Annotated in this window: 15 protein-coding genes; 3 read left to right on the top strand and 12 right to left on the bottom strand. The window is 66.5% G+C overall.

All coding sequences use genetic code 11. From position 1 onward, the window contains the following. Positions 1-40: 40 nt before the first annotated feature. The 3 genes from V5F66_RS03280 to V5F66_RS03270 form a co-directional block, all read right to left on the bottom strand. Complete coding sequence (locus V5F66_RS03280; RefSeq protein ID WP_394093218.1) at positions 41-1,441, bottom strand: acetoin dehydrogenase dihydrolipoyllysine-residue acetyltransferase subunit; 1,401 nt, start codon at positions 1,439-1,441, stop codon at positions 41-43. A gap of 13 nt (positions 1,442-1,454) precedes the next feature. Beyond that, positions 1,455-3,641 (bottom strand): alpha-ketoacid dehydrogenase subunit alpha/beta, encoded by a 2,187-nt coding sequence (locus V5F66_RS03275; RefSeq protein ID WP_394093217.1) that lies wholly within the window; start codon positions 3,639-3,641, stop codon positions 1,455-1,457. Between the two features lie 86 nt (positions 3,642-3,727). Next, positions 3,728-4,294, bottom strand: a complete 567-nt coding sequence (locus V5F66_RS03270) for a VOC family protein (RefSeq protein ID WP_394093216.1) — start codon at positions 4,292-4,294, stop codon at positions 3,728-3,730. A gap of 326 nt (positions 4,295-4,620) precedes the next feature. Here V5F66_RS03270 and V5F66_RS03265 point away from each other — a divergent pair, with 326 nt between their 5' ends. Beyond that, on the top strand, positions 4,621-5,313 hold the full coding sequence (locus tag V5F66_RS03265) for a GntR family transcriptional regulator (protein WP_394049939.1): 693 nt from the start codon (positions 4,621-4,623) through the stop codon (positions 5,311-5,313). Between the two features lie 6 nt (positions 5,314-5,319). On the opposite strand, the gene V5F66_RS03260 is transcribed toward V5F66_RS03265, so the two are convergent. The 7 genes from V5F66_RS03260 to V5F66_RS03230 form a co-directional block, all read right to left on the bottom strand. Further along, the gene (locus tag V5F66_RS03260) at positions 5,320-6,114 is read right to left on the bottom strand and encodes a TrmB family transcriptional regulator (protein ID WP_394003052.1); all 795 of its coding nucleotides are present in this window, start codon (positions 6,112-6,114) and stop codon (positions 5,320-5,322) included. A gap of 91 nt (positions 6,115-6,205) precedes the next feature. Beyond that, positions 6,206-7,135, bottom strand: a complete 930-nt coding sequence (locus V5F66_RS03255) for a carbon-nitrogen hydrolase family protein (protein ID WP_394093215.1) — start codon at positions 7,133-7,135, stop codon at positions 6,206-6,208. Positions 7,136-7,161: 26 nt separating this feature from the next. Further along, the gene (locus tag V5F66_RS03250) at positions 7,162-7,866 is read right to left on the bottom strand and encodes an ABC transporter ATP-binding protein (RefSeq protein WP_012113591.1); all 705 of its coding nucleotides are present in this window, start codon (positions 7,864-7,866) and stop codon (positions 7,162-7,164) included. Then, complete coding sequence (locus tag V5F66_RS03245) at positions 7,859-8,599, bottom strand: ABC transporter ATP-binding protein (protein ID WP_012113590.1); 741 nt, start codon at positions 8,597-8,599, stop codon at positions 7,859-7,861. Before V5F66_RS03245 ends, V5F66_RS03250 begins: the two co-directional genes overlap by 8 nt. A gap of 2 nt (positions 8,600-8,601) precedes the next feature. Further along, on the bottom strand, positions 8,602-9,621 hold the full coding sequence (locus V5F66_RS03240; protein ID WP_394093214.1) for a branched-chain amino acid ABC transporter permease: 1,020 nt from the start codon (positions 9,619-9,621) through the stop codon (positions 8,602-8,604). 3 nt (positions 9,622-9,624) lie between these two features. Then, on the bottom strand, positions 9,625-10,476 hold the full coding sequence (locus V5F66_RS03235; protein ID WP_394003043.1) for a branched-chain amino acid ABC transporter permease: 852 nt from the start codon (positions 10,474-10,476) through the stop codon (positions 9,625-9,627). A 58-nt stretch (positions 10,477-10,534) separates the two neighbouring features. Continuing rightward, positions 10,535-11,755: an ABC transporter substrate-binding protein gene (locus V5F66_RS03230; RefSeq protein ID WP_394003041.1), complete on the bottom strand. Its 1,221-nt coding sequence runs from the start codon at positions 11,753-11,755 to the stop codon at positions 10,535-10,537. Between the two features lie 443 nt (positions 11,756-12,198). On the opposite strand from V5F66_RS03230, the gene V5F66_RS03225 reads away from it, so the two are divergent. Next, on the top strand, positions 12,199-13,407 hold the full coding sequence (locus tag V5F66_RS03225; protein ID WP_394093213.1) for an ABC transporter substrate-binding protein: 1,209 nt from the start codon (positions 12,199-12,201) through the stop codon (positions 13,405-13,407). Positions 13,408-13,477: 70 nt separating this feature from the next. Next, a complete protein-coding gene (locus V5F66_RS03220) occupies positions 13,478-14,521 on the top strand; it encodes a phenylacetaldoxime dehydratase family protein (protein WP_394093212.1) in 1,044 nt (347 codons plus the stop codon). A 272-nt stretch (positions 14,522-14,793) separates the two neighbouring features. Here V5F66_RS03220 and V5F66_RS03215 read toward each other — a convergent pair whose 3' ends face one another. Both V5F66_RS03215 and V5F66_RS03210 read right to left on the bottom strand, forming a co-directional pair. Beyond that, complete coding sequence (locus tag V5F66_RS03215; RefSeq protein WP_012113584.1) at positions 14,794-15,030, bottom strand: hypothetical protein; 237 nt, start codon at positions 15,028-15,030, stop codon at positions 14,794-14,796. Positions 15,031-15,211: 181 nt separating this feature from the next. Next, a complete protein-coding gene (locus tag V5F66_RS03210) occupies positions 15,212-15,661 on the bottom strand; it encodes a GH36-type glycosyl hydrolase domain-containing protein (RefSeq protein ID WP_394093211.1) in 450 nt (149 codons plus the stop codon). Positions 15,662-15,711: the final 50 nt, after the last annotated feature.

Here is a 15,711-nt window from a genome sequence, read left to right as displayed (position 1 = left end):
TTGCTTGGCTTCACCCGGTTCTTCTTCACTCTCTGCGGCCTCATCCCGCCGCGCGCAAATGGCGCTCCAGAAGGCGCCAGACCTCGTCGCGGATCTCCAGCTGCGGCATGTGGCCAACTCCAGGAAACAGGTGCAGGCCCACCATACCAGGCAGCCGCCGCACATGGCCCGGCGGGATGATCTTATCCTCGGTGCCGGCCACGACAGTGACCGGAATGCGCAACTGCTCCAGCTCCGCGCGCACGCTGAAGGCCTGCGTGCCGTCCGGGAACAGGGCTGCGGCGAGACGTTGCTGGGCGGCTACCAGCGCGTCGTCGGCACGGGCCGCGGCGCTGGCGCGCACGAAGGCGGGGGTCAGCACCGAAGGATCGGCCACCAGTTCGCCAAGCCAGGGCGCAAGGCTCTCGGCGGTGCGGGCGCGGGCAAGGCCGGATACGAAGGCGCCGTTGATATCGGGCCCAAGGCCCGCCGGCGCGAGCAGGAACAAGGAGCGTACATCGGGATAGCCTTCGGCCGCGAGCGCCACCGCCACCGCCGCGCCGAGGGAATGGGCGACAAGATCCAGATCGGACAGGCCGAGGCCCTGCAGGGTCTCGCCCACCGCCGCCACCAGCGCCTCGAAGCGTGCGGCACCGTGGCCGGCCGATCCGCCATGGCCTGGCAGGTCGATGCCGAGCACCGGCCGCGACACCGCAGCGCCGGCAAGGAAGGGACGCCAGCCGTTCAGCTCCGAGCCGAAGCCGTGGACCAGCACCAGCGGTCGGCCCTCGCCCTGACGTAGCCACGCATGATTGAGCCCCCCCTGTCCCGACCCGGTGCCAAGACGCGGCGCAGCAGGGGAAAAACGCGGCGCGGCGGGCGCAACCGGCTGGTGGCGCGCCTTCTCCACGTCGATCCGCACGATGCGGCCCCTGGGACCTGAGCCGGTGAGCGTGCTGAGATCGACGCCGAAATCGTCCGCGAGGCGGCGGGCCAACGGCGATGCAACGACCTTGCGCGCGGCGACAAGGGCCGCGATGGAGGGCGCCCGCGCCGCAAGGCTCGGGGCCGGTGCAACCGTCGCAGCGGGCGCCCGTGCGGAGGGCGCAGGTGTCGATGGCACAGGTGTCGATGGCACAGGCGAAGGAACAGCAACCGCCGCAGGCGCCGCCACGGCCGGCGCGGCGGCGACGGACGCGACCCGCGCGGGCGCGGCTTCCCCTTCCGCGAGGATGGAGGCGATGAGGGTGCCCACCGCCACGCCGCGCGAACCGTCACCGATCAGGATGGGGCCGAGGCGGCCTTCGTCCTCCGCCTCCATCTCCATGACGGCCTTGTCGGTCTCGATCTCGGCGAGCAGGTCACCACGCTTCACCGCCTCGCCTTCCTTCTTCAGCCAGCGGACGAGGTGACCCTCCTCCATTCCGGCGGCGAGGGCGGGCATCAGGATTTCCTTGGGCATGTGGGGCTCCTGATCAGGCGAGGGCGAGGCCCTGCTCGGCCATGACGCGACGGATGCCGGCCTCGATGTCCTTGGGACCGGCGCAGGCGGCGGCTTCCAGCACCTTGGAGATGGACGGCGAGGCCTCCCCGCCATGGACGCGCTGCACCGGCTGGTCGAGCGCATCGAAGCAGCGCGACTGGATCTCGGCGGCAAGGAACCCGCCGTAGGAGGTGCCCACCGAGCCCTGCTCCACCACCAGCACGTTGCCGGTCTTGGCGATGGAGGTCTCGATGGTCTCCCAGTCGAGGCCGGCGCGGTCGAGGCTGCGCAGGTCGATGACCTCCGCGTCCACGCCCAGGCGCTCCACCTCCTCCAGGGTCGGCTTCACCATTGACAGGTAGGTGAGGATGGTCAGGGCCGAGCCGGGCCGCACCACCTTGGCCTTGCCGAGGGGAATGAAATAGTCGAGGTCATCCAGCGGCGCCGGGCCCTTGGCGTTGTAGAGGTCCACATGCTCCAGCACGAGCACGGGGTCCTGGCAGGCCAGCGCGCTGTTCATGAGGCCCACATAATCGAACGGCGTGGAGGGGGCGACGATGCGCCAGCCCACGGCGGTGGCGAAGATACCGGCCGGGTCCATGGAATGCTGCGAGCCATAGCCCGTGCCCATGGCCACCTTGGTGCGCAGCACCAGCGGCACCGCCATGTCGCCGCCGAACATGTGCCGCGCCTTGCCGATCTGGTTGAACACCTGGTCGGCGGCCACCCACATGAAGTCCGGATACATGAACTCGATCACCGGCACATAGCGCCCGTCCATGGCGATGCCGCCGGCGAGGCCCGCAAAGGCGTTCTCGCTGATGGGGGTGCCGAGCACGCGGTCGCCGAAGGCCTCTTTCAGGCCGCGCGTGGCGCCATTGGTGCCGCCCTTGAGGCGATGCACGTCCTCGCCCATCACCACGATGCGGTCGTCCTCACTCATGCGGCGGTGCATCACGTCCGCCACCACGTCCACGAAGCGGGCCTGCGGGTCGATGCCGCCGGTGAAGGTCTCCAGTTCCTCGGTGCGCACGCCGTCGAGTTCGGACAGGTCGCCGCGCACGCCAAAGTCGCGGAAATCGGGCGAGGGCCACAAAGCCGGGATGATGCGGCGCTTGCCGTCCACCTGCTCCACCAACTCGCCGGCCACATCCTCCATGAGCGCCTTGGCACGGGCGCGCAGGGCGGCGACCTCCTCGTCGCCGATGAGCTGGCGCAAAGCCATCTCACGGGCCAGGAGATCGATGGGATCGCGCCGGCGCCACTCCTGCTCTTCCTCACGGGTGCGATAGCCGAAGGCGCTGCCGGGCAAGGGGCCGTTCTGGTGGAAGAAACGGTAGACATCGGCCTCGATGACGGTGGGGCCGCCGCCTGAGCGCATCACCTCCAGCGCCTCGGCGCTGGCCAGCGCCACCGCCAGCGGGTCCATGCCGTCCACCTTCCAGGACGGGATGGCAAAGCCCAGCCCGCGGGCGGAGAGGCGGATCTCGGCGGTGGCCTCCTCCACATGGGTGGAGACGGCGTAGCGGTTGTTCTCGATGAAGAAGCACAAGGGCAGCTTCCAGGCCGCCGCGAGGTTCATGGTCTCCAGCACCGAGCCGATATTGGTGGCGCCGTCGCCGAAATAGGTGAAGACCGCATCGCCCGTGCCGGCGCGCTTGTGGGCGAAGGCCGCCCCCGCCGCCAGCGGCACGCCGCCGCCGACGATGGCGTTGGTGCCGAGATTGCCCGCCTCGCCCCAGCGCAAGTGCATGGAGCCGCCGCGCCCCTTGCAGAAGCCCTGGGCGAGGCCGAGGATTTCCGCCATGGTCTTCTTGGACAGGTCGCGCACGTCGCCACTGATGGCGGCGGTGGGGGACAGGCCGTCCGGCGCCACATAGGCCAGCGACTTGGCGAGGAACTGGTGGTGGGCCCGGTGGGATCCGTTCACCTGGTCGGAAGCGCGCATCATCACGGCGGATCCGGTGGCGCCGCCTTCCTGCCCGATGGCCGAGTGGGCGGGGCCGTGCACCAGCCCCTGCCCGGCCAGCTCCAGCACCTTCTCCTCGAATGCGCGGATCAGCGCCATGGAGGTGAGCATGGTCCCGAGCAGGGTCGGATCGGCCGCATTCCAGTCGTCGCGGGAGGTGGTCAGCTCACGCCAGGGGGCGGCGGGTTTCAGGTCGATATGGGTCGCCATCACGGCAGCTCCGAAAACACTGGAAACGTCGAGGGTGCGAACTTCCCCCGCACGAAAGAACGGGACATCGAGGTGCGCGCCATGGCTCAGCCGCCCGGATCGGCTGTGTGCCAGAGCCTCAGGGAGGTGGTGCGCTCATAGGCCTTGCCATTGGGAAAGCTCACCAGCTCGCACTGCATGCCCCAGGGGGTGAGGAAATAAACCCAGGTCTGCCCACCGCTGGGCCCGCTCTCGCGCGTCACCGGCACACCCAGGATGCGGGCGCCGTGCGCTTCGAGATGGCGGACGGCGGCATCCATGTCATCCACGTAGAACGCAAGATGATGCCCGCCCACGTCGCTGTTGCGCGGCTGGATCGTTCGCTGGTCCGGGGCGATGTACTGGAAGATCTCGAAATTGGAGCCGAAGCCGCAGCGCAGGAAGACGAGCTTCTTCATGATGGCGCGCGGATCGACATTGAGCTGGCGGGCCATCCAGTCGTCCTCGGCCTGGAACGGTCCGAGCTCGTAGACCTGGATACAGCCGATGACATCCACGAAAAAGCGCACCGCCTCGTCGATATCGGGAACGGTGAAGCCGATGTGATCGGTTCCGCGCAGGCCCGGAAGCCCCCGCTCGGCCGTCTCGTAGGATTGCCCACCCTCAGTGCTCATGACCCGCCCCGTTGGAGGGATCGGCGCGCCGTTCGGCCGGGACGGGATGCGATTTCCGCGGGAAACCGGCCACCATCGCGGTCGCCGCAGCCCCCTCGCCCTCGCGTCTTCCCCTTGCCAAACGATCTGCGCCGCTTTCCTGACGGATAGGGCTGACGGGATACGCTGTCAATATCATTGTATCCAATTATGCCTGATATACGGATCGTGCGGCGCAAAATTCGCCTATTTGGATACATTTGTCAGAATGCGCACGCGTATGGTATCCAAACCGACCAAGCGGCACGGTCCCCATGGACGCCAGGGCCCCTCCAGCAGAGCGCGCCATGAGAACGGAAAAATCCCCGGATGGGCCAGACAAGGACCAGGGCGTCCGCAGTCACGCCATCGCCACGGACCTGCGGGCCGGCATCCTCGCCGGGCTCTACGCCCCCGGCACCCGCGTGCGGCAGGAGGAGCTGGCCGAGCGCTACGGCACCAGCCGCATCCCGGTGCGCGAGGCCCTGCGGGACCTCGAAAGCGAGGGGCTTGTGGTGCTGGTGCCCAATTCCGGCGCGTGGATCGCCAAGACCGACATCAACGAGTGCGTGGAGATCTACAAGATCCGCGAGCGCATCGAGCCCCTCGCCCTCAGCGAGAGCATCCGCAACATGGACGCGGCCACCATCACCCGTCTCGCCGAGCTGTGCGCGCAGATCGAGACCTCGACGGAGGTGGAGGATTTCCTGAAGCTGGACCGGGAGTTCCACCTGCTCAGCTACAAGGCGGCGGCGATGCCGACGCTGCTTTCCATGATCGAGCGCTTCTGGAACACCACCCAGCATTATCGCCGCGCCTATTCCCACCTCATCGGGAAGGAGGGCCAGTGGATCATCCACAGCGAGCATCGCCTGATCATGGAAGCGATCCGGCGCCGCGACGACAGGGACGTGCAGCATTTGCTTGAAAGCCACATCCGCCGCACCCGGCTTCAGCTTCAGGCGAACGACCTCACCGGCCTCGTGCCGGCCGGCAGATAGGCCTGCCTAGACCTTCTCCGCGCGGCGACGTCCGCCGGCGGGCTTGCGCGGCGGATCGGCCGGCGCCGCCGGAGTGGAGATGGACCACAAGGTCTCGAACATCACAGACTGCAGGCGCGCGAAATCCTCGCTCTCGATGATGAGGCCGTAATTCTCGCGCTTGGAAGAGATGATGGAGACCTTGTCGTCATAGACATACTGGGTCACGCCCAGCGTCATGCCATCGGGTGCATAGCGCAGCTCGCGCAATTGCTCCAGGCCCGAGGGCCAGATCTGCCCAACGTCCTTGTCGCGGGAGCGCAGCACCTTCAGGGTGATGCCGCGCTTCACCCGCTCGGAAATATACACGTCCATCTCGCCGAGCCCCGGCGTCTCGATCAGCTCGTTCATGGAGAGGATGCCACACAGCGTCTTGCTCTGGCAGGTCAGGGTATCCCACAGCACGGTGTTGATGCCCTCCTCCCCCTCGTAGAAGCGGATCTGAGGCTTGCCCTTGGCGCGATTGTAGAGGGAGCGGATCTGCGGCATCACATCGGTGATCACCTGCTTGCGCAGTTCCAGCCGCTGGAGCATGCCCACCGGATCCTCGGCCACCACGAAGCGCCGGCCGGAGCGCTCCACGATGCGGATCAGCTCTTCCTGCTCCAGCCGCTCCAGCACATCATAGGCGGTGGTGCGGGCAAGCCCGGCACGGGCAGCTACCTCCTGCACCGGCGCCTCGCCCAGCTCCACGGCGGCGAGGTACAGCTTGAACAGCTTTCCGGTGATGCCGATCTTGGCGAGCTTTTCTTCCATATCCATGACGTGTTGGTCTCACGGCGCGGCGCAGGCGGGCCGCGCCGTGAGAATGGCGGAATTCACGGCGGATTGCATGCCCCGCCGTGTGAGGTCTTCAAGCTTTCAAGCGAACCGCCTGCTGCGGGGCTTCATTGACCGTCAGGTTGAAAACGTCCGGCCGGGCATAATTGCCGGCCACGTCGAAGTCGAACTTGGCGCGGCCCAGATCGTCCATGTCGAGCTCGGCGGTCAAGAGGGTTTCCTGATCGAAGACCGGGCCGGCCAGCACCTTGCCGAGGGGGTCGATGATGGCCGCCCCGCCGTGCATCACGATCGCCTCGGGATCGTCGGTGATGGAGCAACGGTAGTCGTCCGGAAAATCACCGCGCTTGACCACCTGGCAGGTGGTGAGCACGAAGCAGCGGCCTTCCAGCGCGATGTGGCGCATGGTGGGCAGCCAGGTCTCACGATCGTCGGCGGTGGGGGCGCAATAGAGCGAGACACCCTTGGCGTACATGGTCATGCGCAGCATGGGCATGTAGTTTTCCCAGCAGATCACCGCGCCGATCTTGCCGATCGGCGTGTCGAACACCGGCAGGGTCGAGCCGTCGCCGAAGCCCCAGGCGAGGCGCTCGCCGGCGGTGGGCATCAGCTTGCGGTGCTTGCCCAATAGGGACCCGTCCGGGCCGAAATAGAGCACCGTGCAATACATGGTGCCGAGTTCGCGCTCCATCACGCCGATGACCACATAGGTCTTGGCCTCGCCCGCCGCCTTGCCGATGCGGTCCGTCTCCGGCCCCGGCACGGTGATGGCGGCGTCGAGATAGCGGCGGAAATCGTCGCGCCCGCGCACGGTGCGCACGCCGATGGCGATGTCGAAGTCCGAGCCCTTCGGATAGACCGAGAGGAAGGCCTCGGGAAACACCACGATCTCGCAGCCTTCCGCCCCCGCCTTCGCGATCCACGCCTCGGCCTTGGCGACGGACGCCTCCACATCGAAGGGCACCGCGCCCACCTGGGCGACGCCGGCTTTCACTTTCATCATTCTTCTCCCTGGGATTTGATGGGGCGTCACACGCCGAGATAGGCGCGACGCACGCCCGGATCGTCGGAGAGGGCCTGCGCGGTGCCCGAAAGCACCACGTGGCCCGCCTCCAGCACGTAGCCGCGATGGGCCACGGACAGCGCCAGCATGGCGTTCTGCTCCACCAGCAGCACGGACACGCCCTGCCGGTTGATCTCGCCGATGGCGGCGTGCAGCTCGTCCACCACGATGGGCGCGAGGCCATGGCTCGGCTCGTCGAGCAAAAGCAGCTTCGGCTGGCCCATGAGCGCGCGGCCGATGGAGACCATCTGCTGCTCGCCGCCGGACATGGAGCCCGCCATCTGAGACTGCCGCTCCTTCAGGCGCGGGAACAGGGCGAACACCCGCTCCACCCGCTCGGGAATGTCGCGGGCGCTGCGATGGCCGAAGGCGCCCATCATCAGATTGTCCAGCGTGGTCATGCGCGGAAAGACGTGGCGCCCCTCCGGCACATGGCCGATGCCGAGGCCGGGAATGGTATGGGCCGCCCGGCCGAGCAGAGCCGCCCCCTCGAAGACGATGGTGCCGCGCGCCTTCGGCACGAGGCCGGAAATGGAACGCAGCAGGGTGGTCTTGCCCGCCGTGTTCGCGCCCAGCACGGCCACCGTCTCCCCCGCCTTCACCTCCAGGGTGACGGACGAGAGCACGTCCGGTCCACCATAGGCGGCGGAAAGGTCGCGAACCTCAAGCATGAGCGGCCTCCTTGCCAGCGGCGCCATGGCCGAGATAGGCCTCGATCACTGCCGGGTCGGCGGCCACCTCGGCGGGGGTGCCCTGCGCGATCAGGCGGCCGAAATTCACCACCAGCAGTCGGTCGCACAGGGCCATGATGGCGCGCATGTGATGCTCCACCACGAGGAAGCTCAGGCCCTCGGCCTTCAGCGCGCGGATCACGCCCATGACCTCGTCCATCTCGTTGGGGGTGAGGGCCGCCATGACCTCGTCCAGCAGCAGCACGCGGGGCTCGGTGGCCAGCGCGCGGGCCATCTCCACCAGAGCCTTCTGCGGGAAGGTGAGGTCGGCCACATCCGCCTCGGCGATGGGGGAAAGGCCCAGCTTGTCCAGCACCCGCTCCGCCGTGGCGCGCGCGCCGGCAAGATCATGACGCAGCAGGGCGGCGGTCATCACGTTCTCGACCACGCTCATGTCGGGGAACAGCGCGGCATTCTGGAACGTCTTGGTCATGCCCTTCGCCGCCACCTTGTGGGGCTTGAGGCCGGACACCGTATCGCCGTCCAGCACCACCTTGCCCGAGGTCAGCGGCTGGAGACCGACCAGCGCATTGAACAGGGTGGTCTTGCCCGCCCCATTGGGACCAATGAGGCCGATGATCTCGCCCGCCTTCAGGGAGAAGGAGACGCCATCCACCGCCTTGAGACCGCCGAAGGTAACGGCGATGGCGTCGGCTTGAAGCAGCGCGTGCATTGTCAGGCCCCCTTCGCGGCGGCCTGGGCCGGCGCCACCACCGGCGGCACGGCCTTGGCAGCGCGGCGCTTCTTCGGCCAGAAGGCCATGACGCCGCGCGGCTGAATGAGGATGGCGGCGATCAGGATCAGCCCGAAGACCAGTTGCGACAGGCCCGCCGCCTTGGAGGAGAGATAGGCGTTCGCCACCTCTTCCAGCGGGATCAGGAACAGGGCGCCGATGAGGGGCCCTCCCAAGGTGCCGAGCCCGCCGACGATGGCGATCATGGCCATGCGCACCGAGATGCCCGCCAGCGAGAAGATGGAATCCGGATCGAAGAAGAAGGTGAACTGCGCAAACACCGTGCCGCACATGGCGGTGAGCGCGGCGGATATGACGCTGGCGGGGAGTTTCACCCGGAACGTGTCGACGCCCGCCACCTCGGCCGCATTCTCGTTCTCCCGCACCGCCCGCAGGCGATAGCCGATGGCGCCGCGCGCCAACAGGTGGAAGACGAGGCAGACAAACACCAGCAGCCCGAGGATGGCCCAGTAATAGGAGGACACCGCGCGGAAGGCGAAATAGGCCGGCTGGGTGCCCATGAAGGGGATGGAGAGGCCCACCGGACCGCCGGTGAGGCTGGCCCAGCTGTTGGCGATCACCCGCATCACCTCGGCGAAGGCGAGGGTGGCCAGCGCGAAGTAATGCCCCTTCAGCCGGAAGGTCGGAATGGAGAGCAGCGCGGCCGCCGCCCCCGCCACCCCGGCCCCGACGAACATGCCGATCCAGGGCGAGACGCCGAGCTTCAGGAACAGCAGGGTGGACGTATAGGCGCCGAGGCCGAAGAAGGCGGCATGGCCCAGCGAGATCTGGTTGGCAAGTCCGCCCACGATGTTCCACGACTGCGCCATGGCCGCGAACAGCAGCACCATGGCGGCGACGCGCAGCAGATGTCCGCGCGGATCCACCACCAGCGGCAGCAACGCCGCCGCGGCAAAGAACAGGAGCAGCACCACGCGCCCCGGCGAGAAAAGCTGTCGCATGGCTCAGGCGCCCTTGATGAGGCCCTGCGGGCGCAGGGCGAGAACGGCGATGAAGATCACGAACAGGCAGAGGTTCTGCAGCTGGATGGGGAAGACGAGGGTGGACATGGACTGCACGATGCCCACCATGATCCCGCCCGCCAGCGCCCCCGCCACCGAGCCGAGGCCACCCAGCACCACCACCGTGAACATGAGCACCACGAACTGCCCGCCGATGGTGGGGCTGACCGTGATGTAGGGCAGGATGACCGCGCCGCCGAAGGCGGTGAGGGCTACGCCGAGGCCGAAGGCCAGCCCATAGGTGCGCCGTGTATCCACGCCCACCAGCGTCGCGGCCATGGGATCCTGCGCCACGGCGCGGATGGCCCGGCCCATCCAGGAGCGGTCGAGGAACAGCCAAAGTGCGGCGGCCAGAATGACGGCGGCGATGAAGGCGTAGAGGTAGGGCGCGCCGATGAAGATGTCGCCGAGCCTGTAGCCTTCCACCTGATAGGGCACGCTCACCGACCGGAAGTCGGAGCCGAAGACCATCAGAGCGGCATTCTCGATGACGATCATCAGGCCCACGGTGAGAAAAACCTGCGCCGCCGGCGGCGCCTTCAGCACGCGCTGGATGAGCGTGCGCTGGACCCCATAGCCCACGGCGAACACCACGACGAAGGACAGCACCGATCCGATCAGCGGATCGAGCCCCAGATAGCGCCAGGCGAACCAGGCCACGTACATTCCGAGCATGAGGAATTCGGCATGGGCGAAATTGACCACCCCGAGCACGCCGAACACCAGCGAGAGGCCGGTGGCGATGACGCCATAGACGCCACCCAGGAGGAGACCATCGACAAGGGCCTGAAGCATATGCGTCCCGTCAGGCTGGAGGGCGGCCCCGCCACATGGCGGGGCCAAGGGAATGGCTTCAGTTCACCGGCTTGCCGCGCCAGATGGGAGCCTGCTTTGCCGCCTTGGGCGGATAGACGGTGACCGGCTCGTCGCCGCGCCATTGCACCATCACCGGGAAGGCGGACGCATTGAGGCCGTTGGCATCGAACTTGATGCAGCCACCGGGGACGCCGCGTGCGAAGCCGGCGCAATAATCAAGGCTGGCGAGGGCGTCGCGCACCTTCTGCGGATCGGACGACTTCGCCTTCTCCATGGCCTGCGCCACCGCATCCAGGGCAGCTGCGTGGATCAGGGCCTCGTGGGTGATGAAGGCGCCGTACTTCTCCTTGTACTTGGCGGCGAGATCGGGGATCAGGTCGCCGCTGGCGGCCGCCACCGAGAGCACGCCCTCGGCATAGTCGCCGAGGCCCTTCTTGAAGTCGGGAATGATGTAGCCGGCGGCGCCGCCAATCACCGGGATATCGATCTGCTGCTGGCGCAGGGCGCGGATGATGAGCAGGCTGTCGTTGAGATACGATACCGGGAACGCCATCTGGGCACCCGAAGCCCTCAGCTTGTTCACCAGCGGCGCCACATCAGTGATGCCGAGCGGATAGGCCTCGTCCAGCACGATCTCGACACCGGCCTTTTTCGCGGCATCGCGCAGGCCCTTGGCCTGGGCGGTGCCATAGGCCGTGTCCTCATAGAGGATGGCGATCTTGTCGATCTTCTCGCCGGCGGCCTTGGCGATTTCGGTGGCGTAGTCGAACTGCGCGGCACCGAACACCGTGCCTTTCGGCGACACCTGGAACACATACTGGTAGCCGCGCCCGGTGATCTGATCGGCGAAGGCGAAGGTGACCAGCGGGATGCCGGCGCGCTCGGTCACTTCCGAGGCTGCCAGCGTGGTGGAGGAGACGAAGGCGCCCACCACCGCGCTCACGCCGTTCTGGGAGATCAGGCGCTGGGTGGTGGCGGCGGCGGTGTTGGGGGTGGGCACGTCGGCGGCCACCAGCTTGATCTTGGCCCCGCCCAGGGACTTGATGCCGCCGGCGGCGTTGATCATCTCGGCCGCGAGCTCGGTGCCGCGCTGGGCGCCAATGCCGAACTGGGCGTTTGGCCCCGAGAGCGGTTGGATCACGCCCACCACCACATCATCCGCCGCATGCGCTGGCTGGAGGAGGGACGCGAACACGGCGGCACCGGCAGCGAGCATAACACCCGCCGCGCGGCGCCGGTCGAGAGGTGCGGACATCATGGGACCACCTTCGGCTCGGGCTTTCGATGGCCAGACGCTACGTCTTGTCGGCATTTTCCGTCAACGACGGACTATGTCAAATTTTGAGCAAGGACCGCACCGCGGCGGGCGTTCTTACTCATCTATATGTTTTTACACACTTTATTGTGCAAATAATTTATGCATCCCAGCTTCTGAAACAGGGAGTTTAGCACCGGAGTCAAGTGTCGAAATTTTCGACGAGTACGACCTGCGCCATCGGAGTGGCAGCTTTCCAGCCACCCCTCCTGGCATTTATGTCGGCTTTTTTCGACACAGCGGAAAGGGGATAAAAATCAGTCATACTGTCGCTTGTTTGAGCATGCTCGATACCAAAAACGCAGATGCGTCGAAGATTGTTGACATGATATCCGTTGCACCCTCATCTTTTCGGACCTTCCAAAAAAGAGAGAGGACCTTTCCGCATGCAAAGGACCTGGAAAACGCTCGCCTCAGCAGCCGCCGCGACCCTTGCCGCGGCGTTTCTGCCGGCCGCAGCCATGGCGCAGGCGCCGGTGAAGATCGGCGTGGTGCTGCCGCTCAGCGGTCCCAACGCCCAGTTCGGCATCAACAGCCGCGCCGGCATCGAGATGGCGGCGGAGGCCATCAATGCCGCCGGCGGCATCGCCTCCCTGGGCGGGGCAAAGATCGAGCTGGTGGTGGCGGACGTGCCCAGCCCCAACACCGCCGCTGCCGCCACCCAGCGTCTCGTCAGCCAGGATCAGGTGGTGGGCGTGGTCGGCGCCTTCGTCTCGTCGATCACCCTGGCCGCTTCCGAGGTGACCGAGCGCGCCGGCATCCCCATGATCACCCATTCCTTCGCCGACCAGATCACCGCGCGCGGCTACAAGTATATTTTCCAAGTGTCGGCCAAGGCGACCACCTACGGCAAGGCCCAGCTGGACTATGCCATCGCGCTGGCGAAGCATGCCGGCGCACCGTTCGAGAAGGTCGCGATCTTTTACGAGGACACCGCCTATGGCACCGCCCAGGCCAAGGGCCTGCGGGAGGCGGCCAAGGCCGCAGGCATCACGCCGGTCATCGACGAGGCCTATCCGCTCGGCATCACCGATGTCGCGCCGCTCATCAACAAGCTGCGCTCGGCGAAGGCGGATATCGTATTCCCGGTGTCCTATTTCAACGATGCGCTCCAGATCATCCGCGCCATGCGCCAGCAGCAGATCGATATTCCCACCGTCGGCGGTGCCGCCGGCTATATCATTCCCGATTTCAAGAAGGGGCTCGGCGAGTATTCGGAGGGCGTATTCTCCATCGCGCCCGCGAACTATGATTTCATCCCCGAGCTGAACGCCCAGTACAAGGCCAAGCACGGCACCTTCATGACCCACGAGGTGATCATGTACGGCGCCGCGCTGCATCACATGGCCAAGGCCATCGACGCGGCGAAATCCCGTGACCCGGAGAAGATCCGCGACGCCATCGCGGCGCTGAAGATCTGCGACACCGGCTTTGCCGCCGGCATTCCCGGCGGCTGCACAGCCTTCGATGCCACCGGGCTTTCCAGCACCGCCTATCCGGTGTTCGTGCAGTGGCGCGGCAACGATCTTGTCACCGTGTTCCCCGCCAAGGCGGCCAAGGGGCCAGCCATCTGGGCTGGCAAAACCCTGAACTGAAGCCCATCGACACCGATCGGACGCCCCGCCGGTACCCCCGGCGCGGCGCCTTCGCCTCAAGGAAACGCCCATGGTCTTCCACGTCGAATATCCGCGCATCGTCCCCGAGCGCCGGCCGCCGGGCCACGAGCCGGCGGCGCCGCGCTTCTCCCTGCGCTGGGAGCAGCCAGTAGGACTCGTGGTCTGCGCCTATTTCGGCCTTCAGGGGCAGGACCTTGCCTGGGACGAGCAGAAGGCCTTCTTCGACCGGCTGCAAACGTCCTTCGGCACGGACGGGCCTGTCGCCCAAGAAATCATGCGCACGCACGACGAGACGGGCGCGGTGAACGCCATCCTCGTCGCCTACTGGCTCGATGCCACCGCTCATGCCCGCTGGGAGCGCAACTCGCCCTTCACTGCGTGGTTTCGCGATCCCGCACGCCTCGAAGGCACCCGCGGAGTGTGGCGGGAAACCATGCATGTGCCCTACGACCGGCACGAGACCATCTATTCCACGCCCGGCTACGTCATCGGCCTGGCCCGCACGCCGGGAGCGACGCGCGTGCCCATCACCACCAACGGCTATTTCGGTGCCATGCGCGACCGCATGCCCGTCTCCGCCATCGACACGCTGGAAAGCCCGCTCGGCGCCATGCCGCCCCGCCGCGCGCCCGATTCCCACGGCCGACGGGTGACGGCGGCGTTTCCGCTGAACCTGATCTCAATTCGATCCGGGCAGTATTGGGAGGGAGCGGGTAACGAGCAGACCGCCGACTATATCGACAATCTCCAGCCCAAGCTCATGCGCGGCATGGCGCATCTTTCATCCCATCCAGAGCAGACCGGCACGCTGACACTACGCATCATGACCAATCTGGATGCGGAGGGAAGACCCCGCGCCGAAACCTCGGTGCATGGCTATTTCCTCTCCATGGCGCATCTGGAAGAGTGGTCGCGCAGCCACGAGACCCATCTCGACATCTACCGGCATGCCATCGCCATGAACCGGCTCTACAAAGAAAAGCGCGAGGTGTTCACTTGGCACGAGGTGTTCGCGCTGCTGCCCGGCGCCCACGCCGAATATGCCAACTGCCATGGCGGCACCGGCCTGCTGCCTTACTTCGCCGACGCCTGAGGCTCCCGAACGCTGCGAGCGTCGGGGTCGGCTTTGGCCGGGATCTATTGGGAATGGCGCATCTTGGGCTTGCTCGGCGTGCGCGCCGAGTCGATGCTCTCAAAGTCCATGAGTGCAAAGTCCTTGCGCGCCAGATCCATGCCGGACAAGTCTATGATCTGCTGCGCAATGAGAGGCGCAGACCGTCGCGGCTTCGCCGAGGCGAAGGGCAGTTGTGCCACGTCACAAAGACAGGATCGAGGCCGGGTTTCCCCTGGCCCCGGCGTTCAGCTTCAGATCGCTTTGGCCTGAGCCTTGGTGCGACGCTTGCGGACCGGCGCGACCACCACGAGGGCTTCGGCTTCCGCCTCGCGGGCCTCGCGCAACGCGCGCAGGCGCGCAGTATTGGCGCGGATCGCCTCGAAATCGGAATTGTAACGGTCCATGGCCTGGGCGATCGAATTCTCGAGCTGCCGGCGACGGTCCGAACTGGAAATGCGCTCATGGAGCGCGGGAGAAAATGTGTCCATAAAGAACACCATATACCATGCCGCGCTTGAGCGGTAGAAATTAATCAATGATCTGGTTTGTACGCCGGCTCTTCTTTCGAAGGGCCGGCGTTTTTCGCGTGCATATTTCGGCCGGCAACATGCGCAAACGCCGCCAATACGCCCCGGCGATCCGAAAAGAACCGACGAAAATCTGCATCCCTCATCCCATCCTGACGTGAATGGAACGATCCTGCCGCGCCGCGTCAATGGCGGCGACCGCGATGCCCTGGCTCACCTGGTCCGGGTTCTCGACCCCGATGCGATAGAGCCCCGCGCCGTGGCGGATCGTCAGATCGAAGCCCGGCCAATCCTTGGGAATACAGGGATCGAGGCGCAGCTGGTTGCCCCTCTTGCGCAGCCCGAGAATGCTCTCCAGCCCGGCCCTCTGCATCCAGCCGGCGGAACCGGTGTACCAGGTCCAGCCCCCGCGCCCCGGGTGGGGCGGCTCCGCATAGATGTCGGCGGCGAGCACATAGGGCTCCACCTTGTAGCGCAGCAGGTCCGAGCGGGTGCGGGCATGGTTGATGGGATTGAGCATCCGGAACAGGGCCGCAGAGTGGGCGGTGGTATAGGCCAGCCAGGCGCGATCATCGGAAATCCGGGTGCGCACCCCACGGCCGGAAGGGGGCAGCCACCAATGCTGTACGTCGCCCTCCACGA

It is taken from the genome of Xanthobacter versatilis (assembly GCF_043193975.1).
GTDB lineage: Bacteria > Pseudomonadota > Alphaproteobacteria > Rhizobiales > Xanthobacteraceae > Xanthobacter > Xanthobacter autotrophicus_E.
This window is presented reverse-complemented; position numbering and strand designations above follow the sequence as displayed.

Coding starts and splice junctions, on each gene's coding strand:
- V5F66_RS03280 (WP_394093218.1), bottom strand. CDS start 1,441: ATGCCCAAGGAAATCCTGATGCCCGCCCTCGCCGCCGGAATGGAGGAG.
- V5F66_RS03275 (WP_394093217.1), bottom strand. CDS start 3,641: ATGGCGACCCATATCGACCTGAAACCCGCCGCCCCCTGGCGTGAGCTG.
- V5F66_RS03270 (WP_394093216.1), bottom strand. CDS start 4,294: ATGAGCACTGAGGGTGGGCAATCCTACGAGACGGCCGAGCGGGGGCTT.
- V5F66_RS03265 (WP_394049939.1), top strand. CDS start 4,621: ATGAGAACGGAAAAATCCCCGGATGGGCCAGACAAGGACCAGGGCGTC.
- V5F66_RS03260 (WP_394003052.1), bottom strand. CDS start 6,114: ATGGATATGGAAGAAAAGCTCGCCAAGATCGGCATCACCGGAAAGCTG.
- V5F66_RS03255 (WP_394093215.1), bottom strand. CDS start 7,135: ATGATGAAAGTGAAAGCCGGCGTCGCCCAGGTGGGCGCGGTGCCCTTC.
- V5F66_RS03250 (WP_012113591.1), bottom strand. CDS start 7,866: ATGCTTGAGGTTCGCGACCTTTCCGCCGCCTATGGTGGACCGGACGTG.
- V5F66_RS03245 (WP_012113590.1), bottom strand. CDS start 8,599: ATGCACGCGCTGCTTCAAGCCGACGCCATCGCCGTTACCTTCGGCGGT.
- V5F66_RS03240 (WP_394093214.1), bottom strand. CDS start 9,621: ATGCGACAGCTTTTCTCGCCGGGGCGCGTGGTGCTGCTCCTGTTCTTT.
- V5F66_RS03235 (WP_394003043.1), bottom strand. CDS start 10,476: ATGCTTCAGGCCCTTGTCGATGGTCTCCTCCTGGGTGGCGTCTATGGC.
- V5F66_RS03230 (WP_394003041.1), bottom strand. CDS start 11,755: ATGATGTCCGCACCTCTCGACCGGCGCCGCGCGGCGGGTGTTATGCTC.
- V5F66_RS03225 (WP_394093213.1), top strand. CDS start 12,199: ATGCAAAGGACCTGGAAAACGCTCGCCTCAGCAGCCGCCGCGACCCTT.
- V5F66_RS03220 (WP_394093212.1), top strand. CDS start 13,478: ATGGTCTTCCACGTCGAATATCCGCGCATCGTCCCCGAGCGCCGGCCG.
- V5F66_RS03215 (WP_012113584.1), bottom strand. CDS start 15,030: ATGGACACATTTTCTCCCGCGCTCCATGAGCGCATTTCCAGTTCGGAC.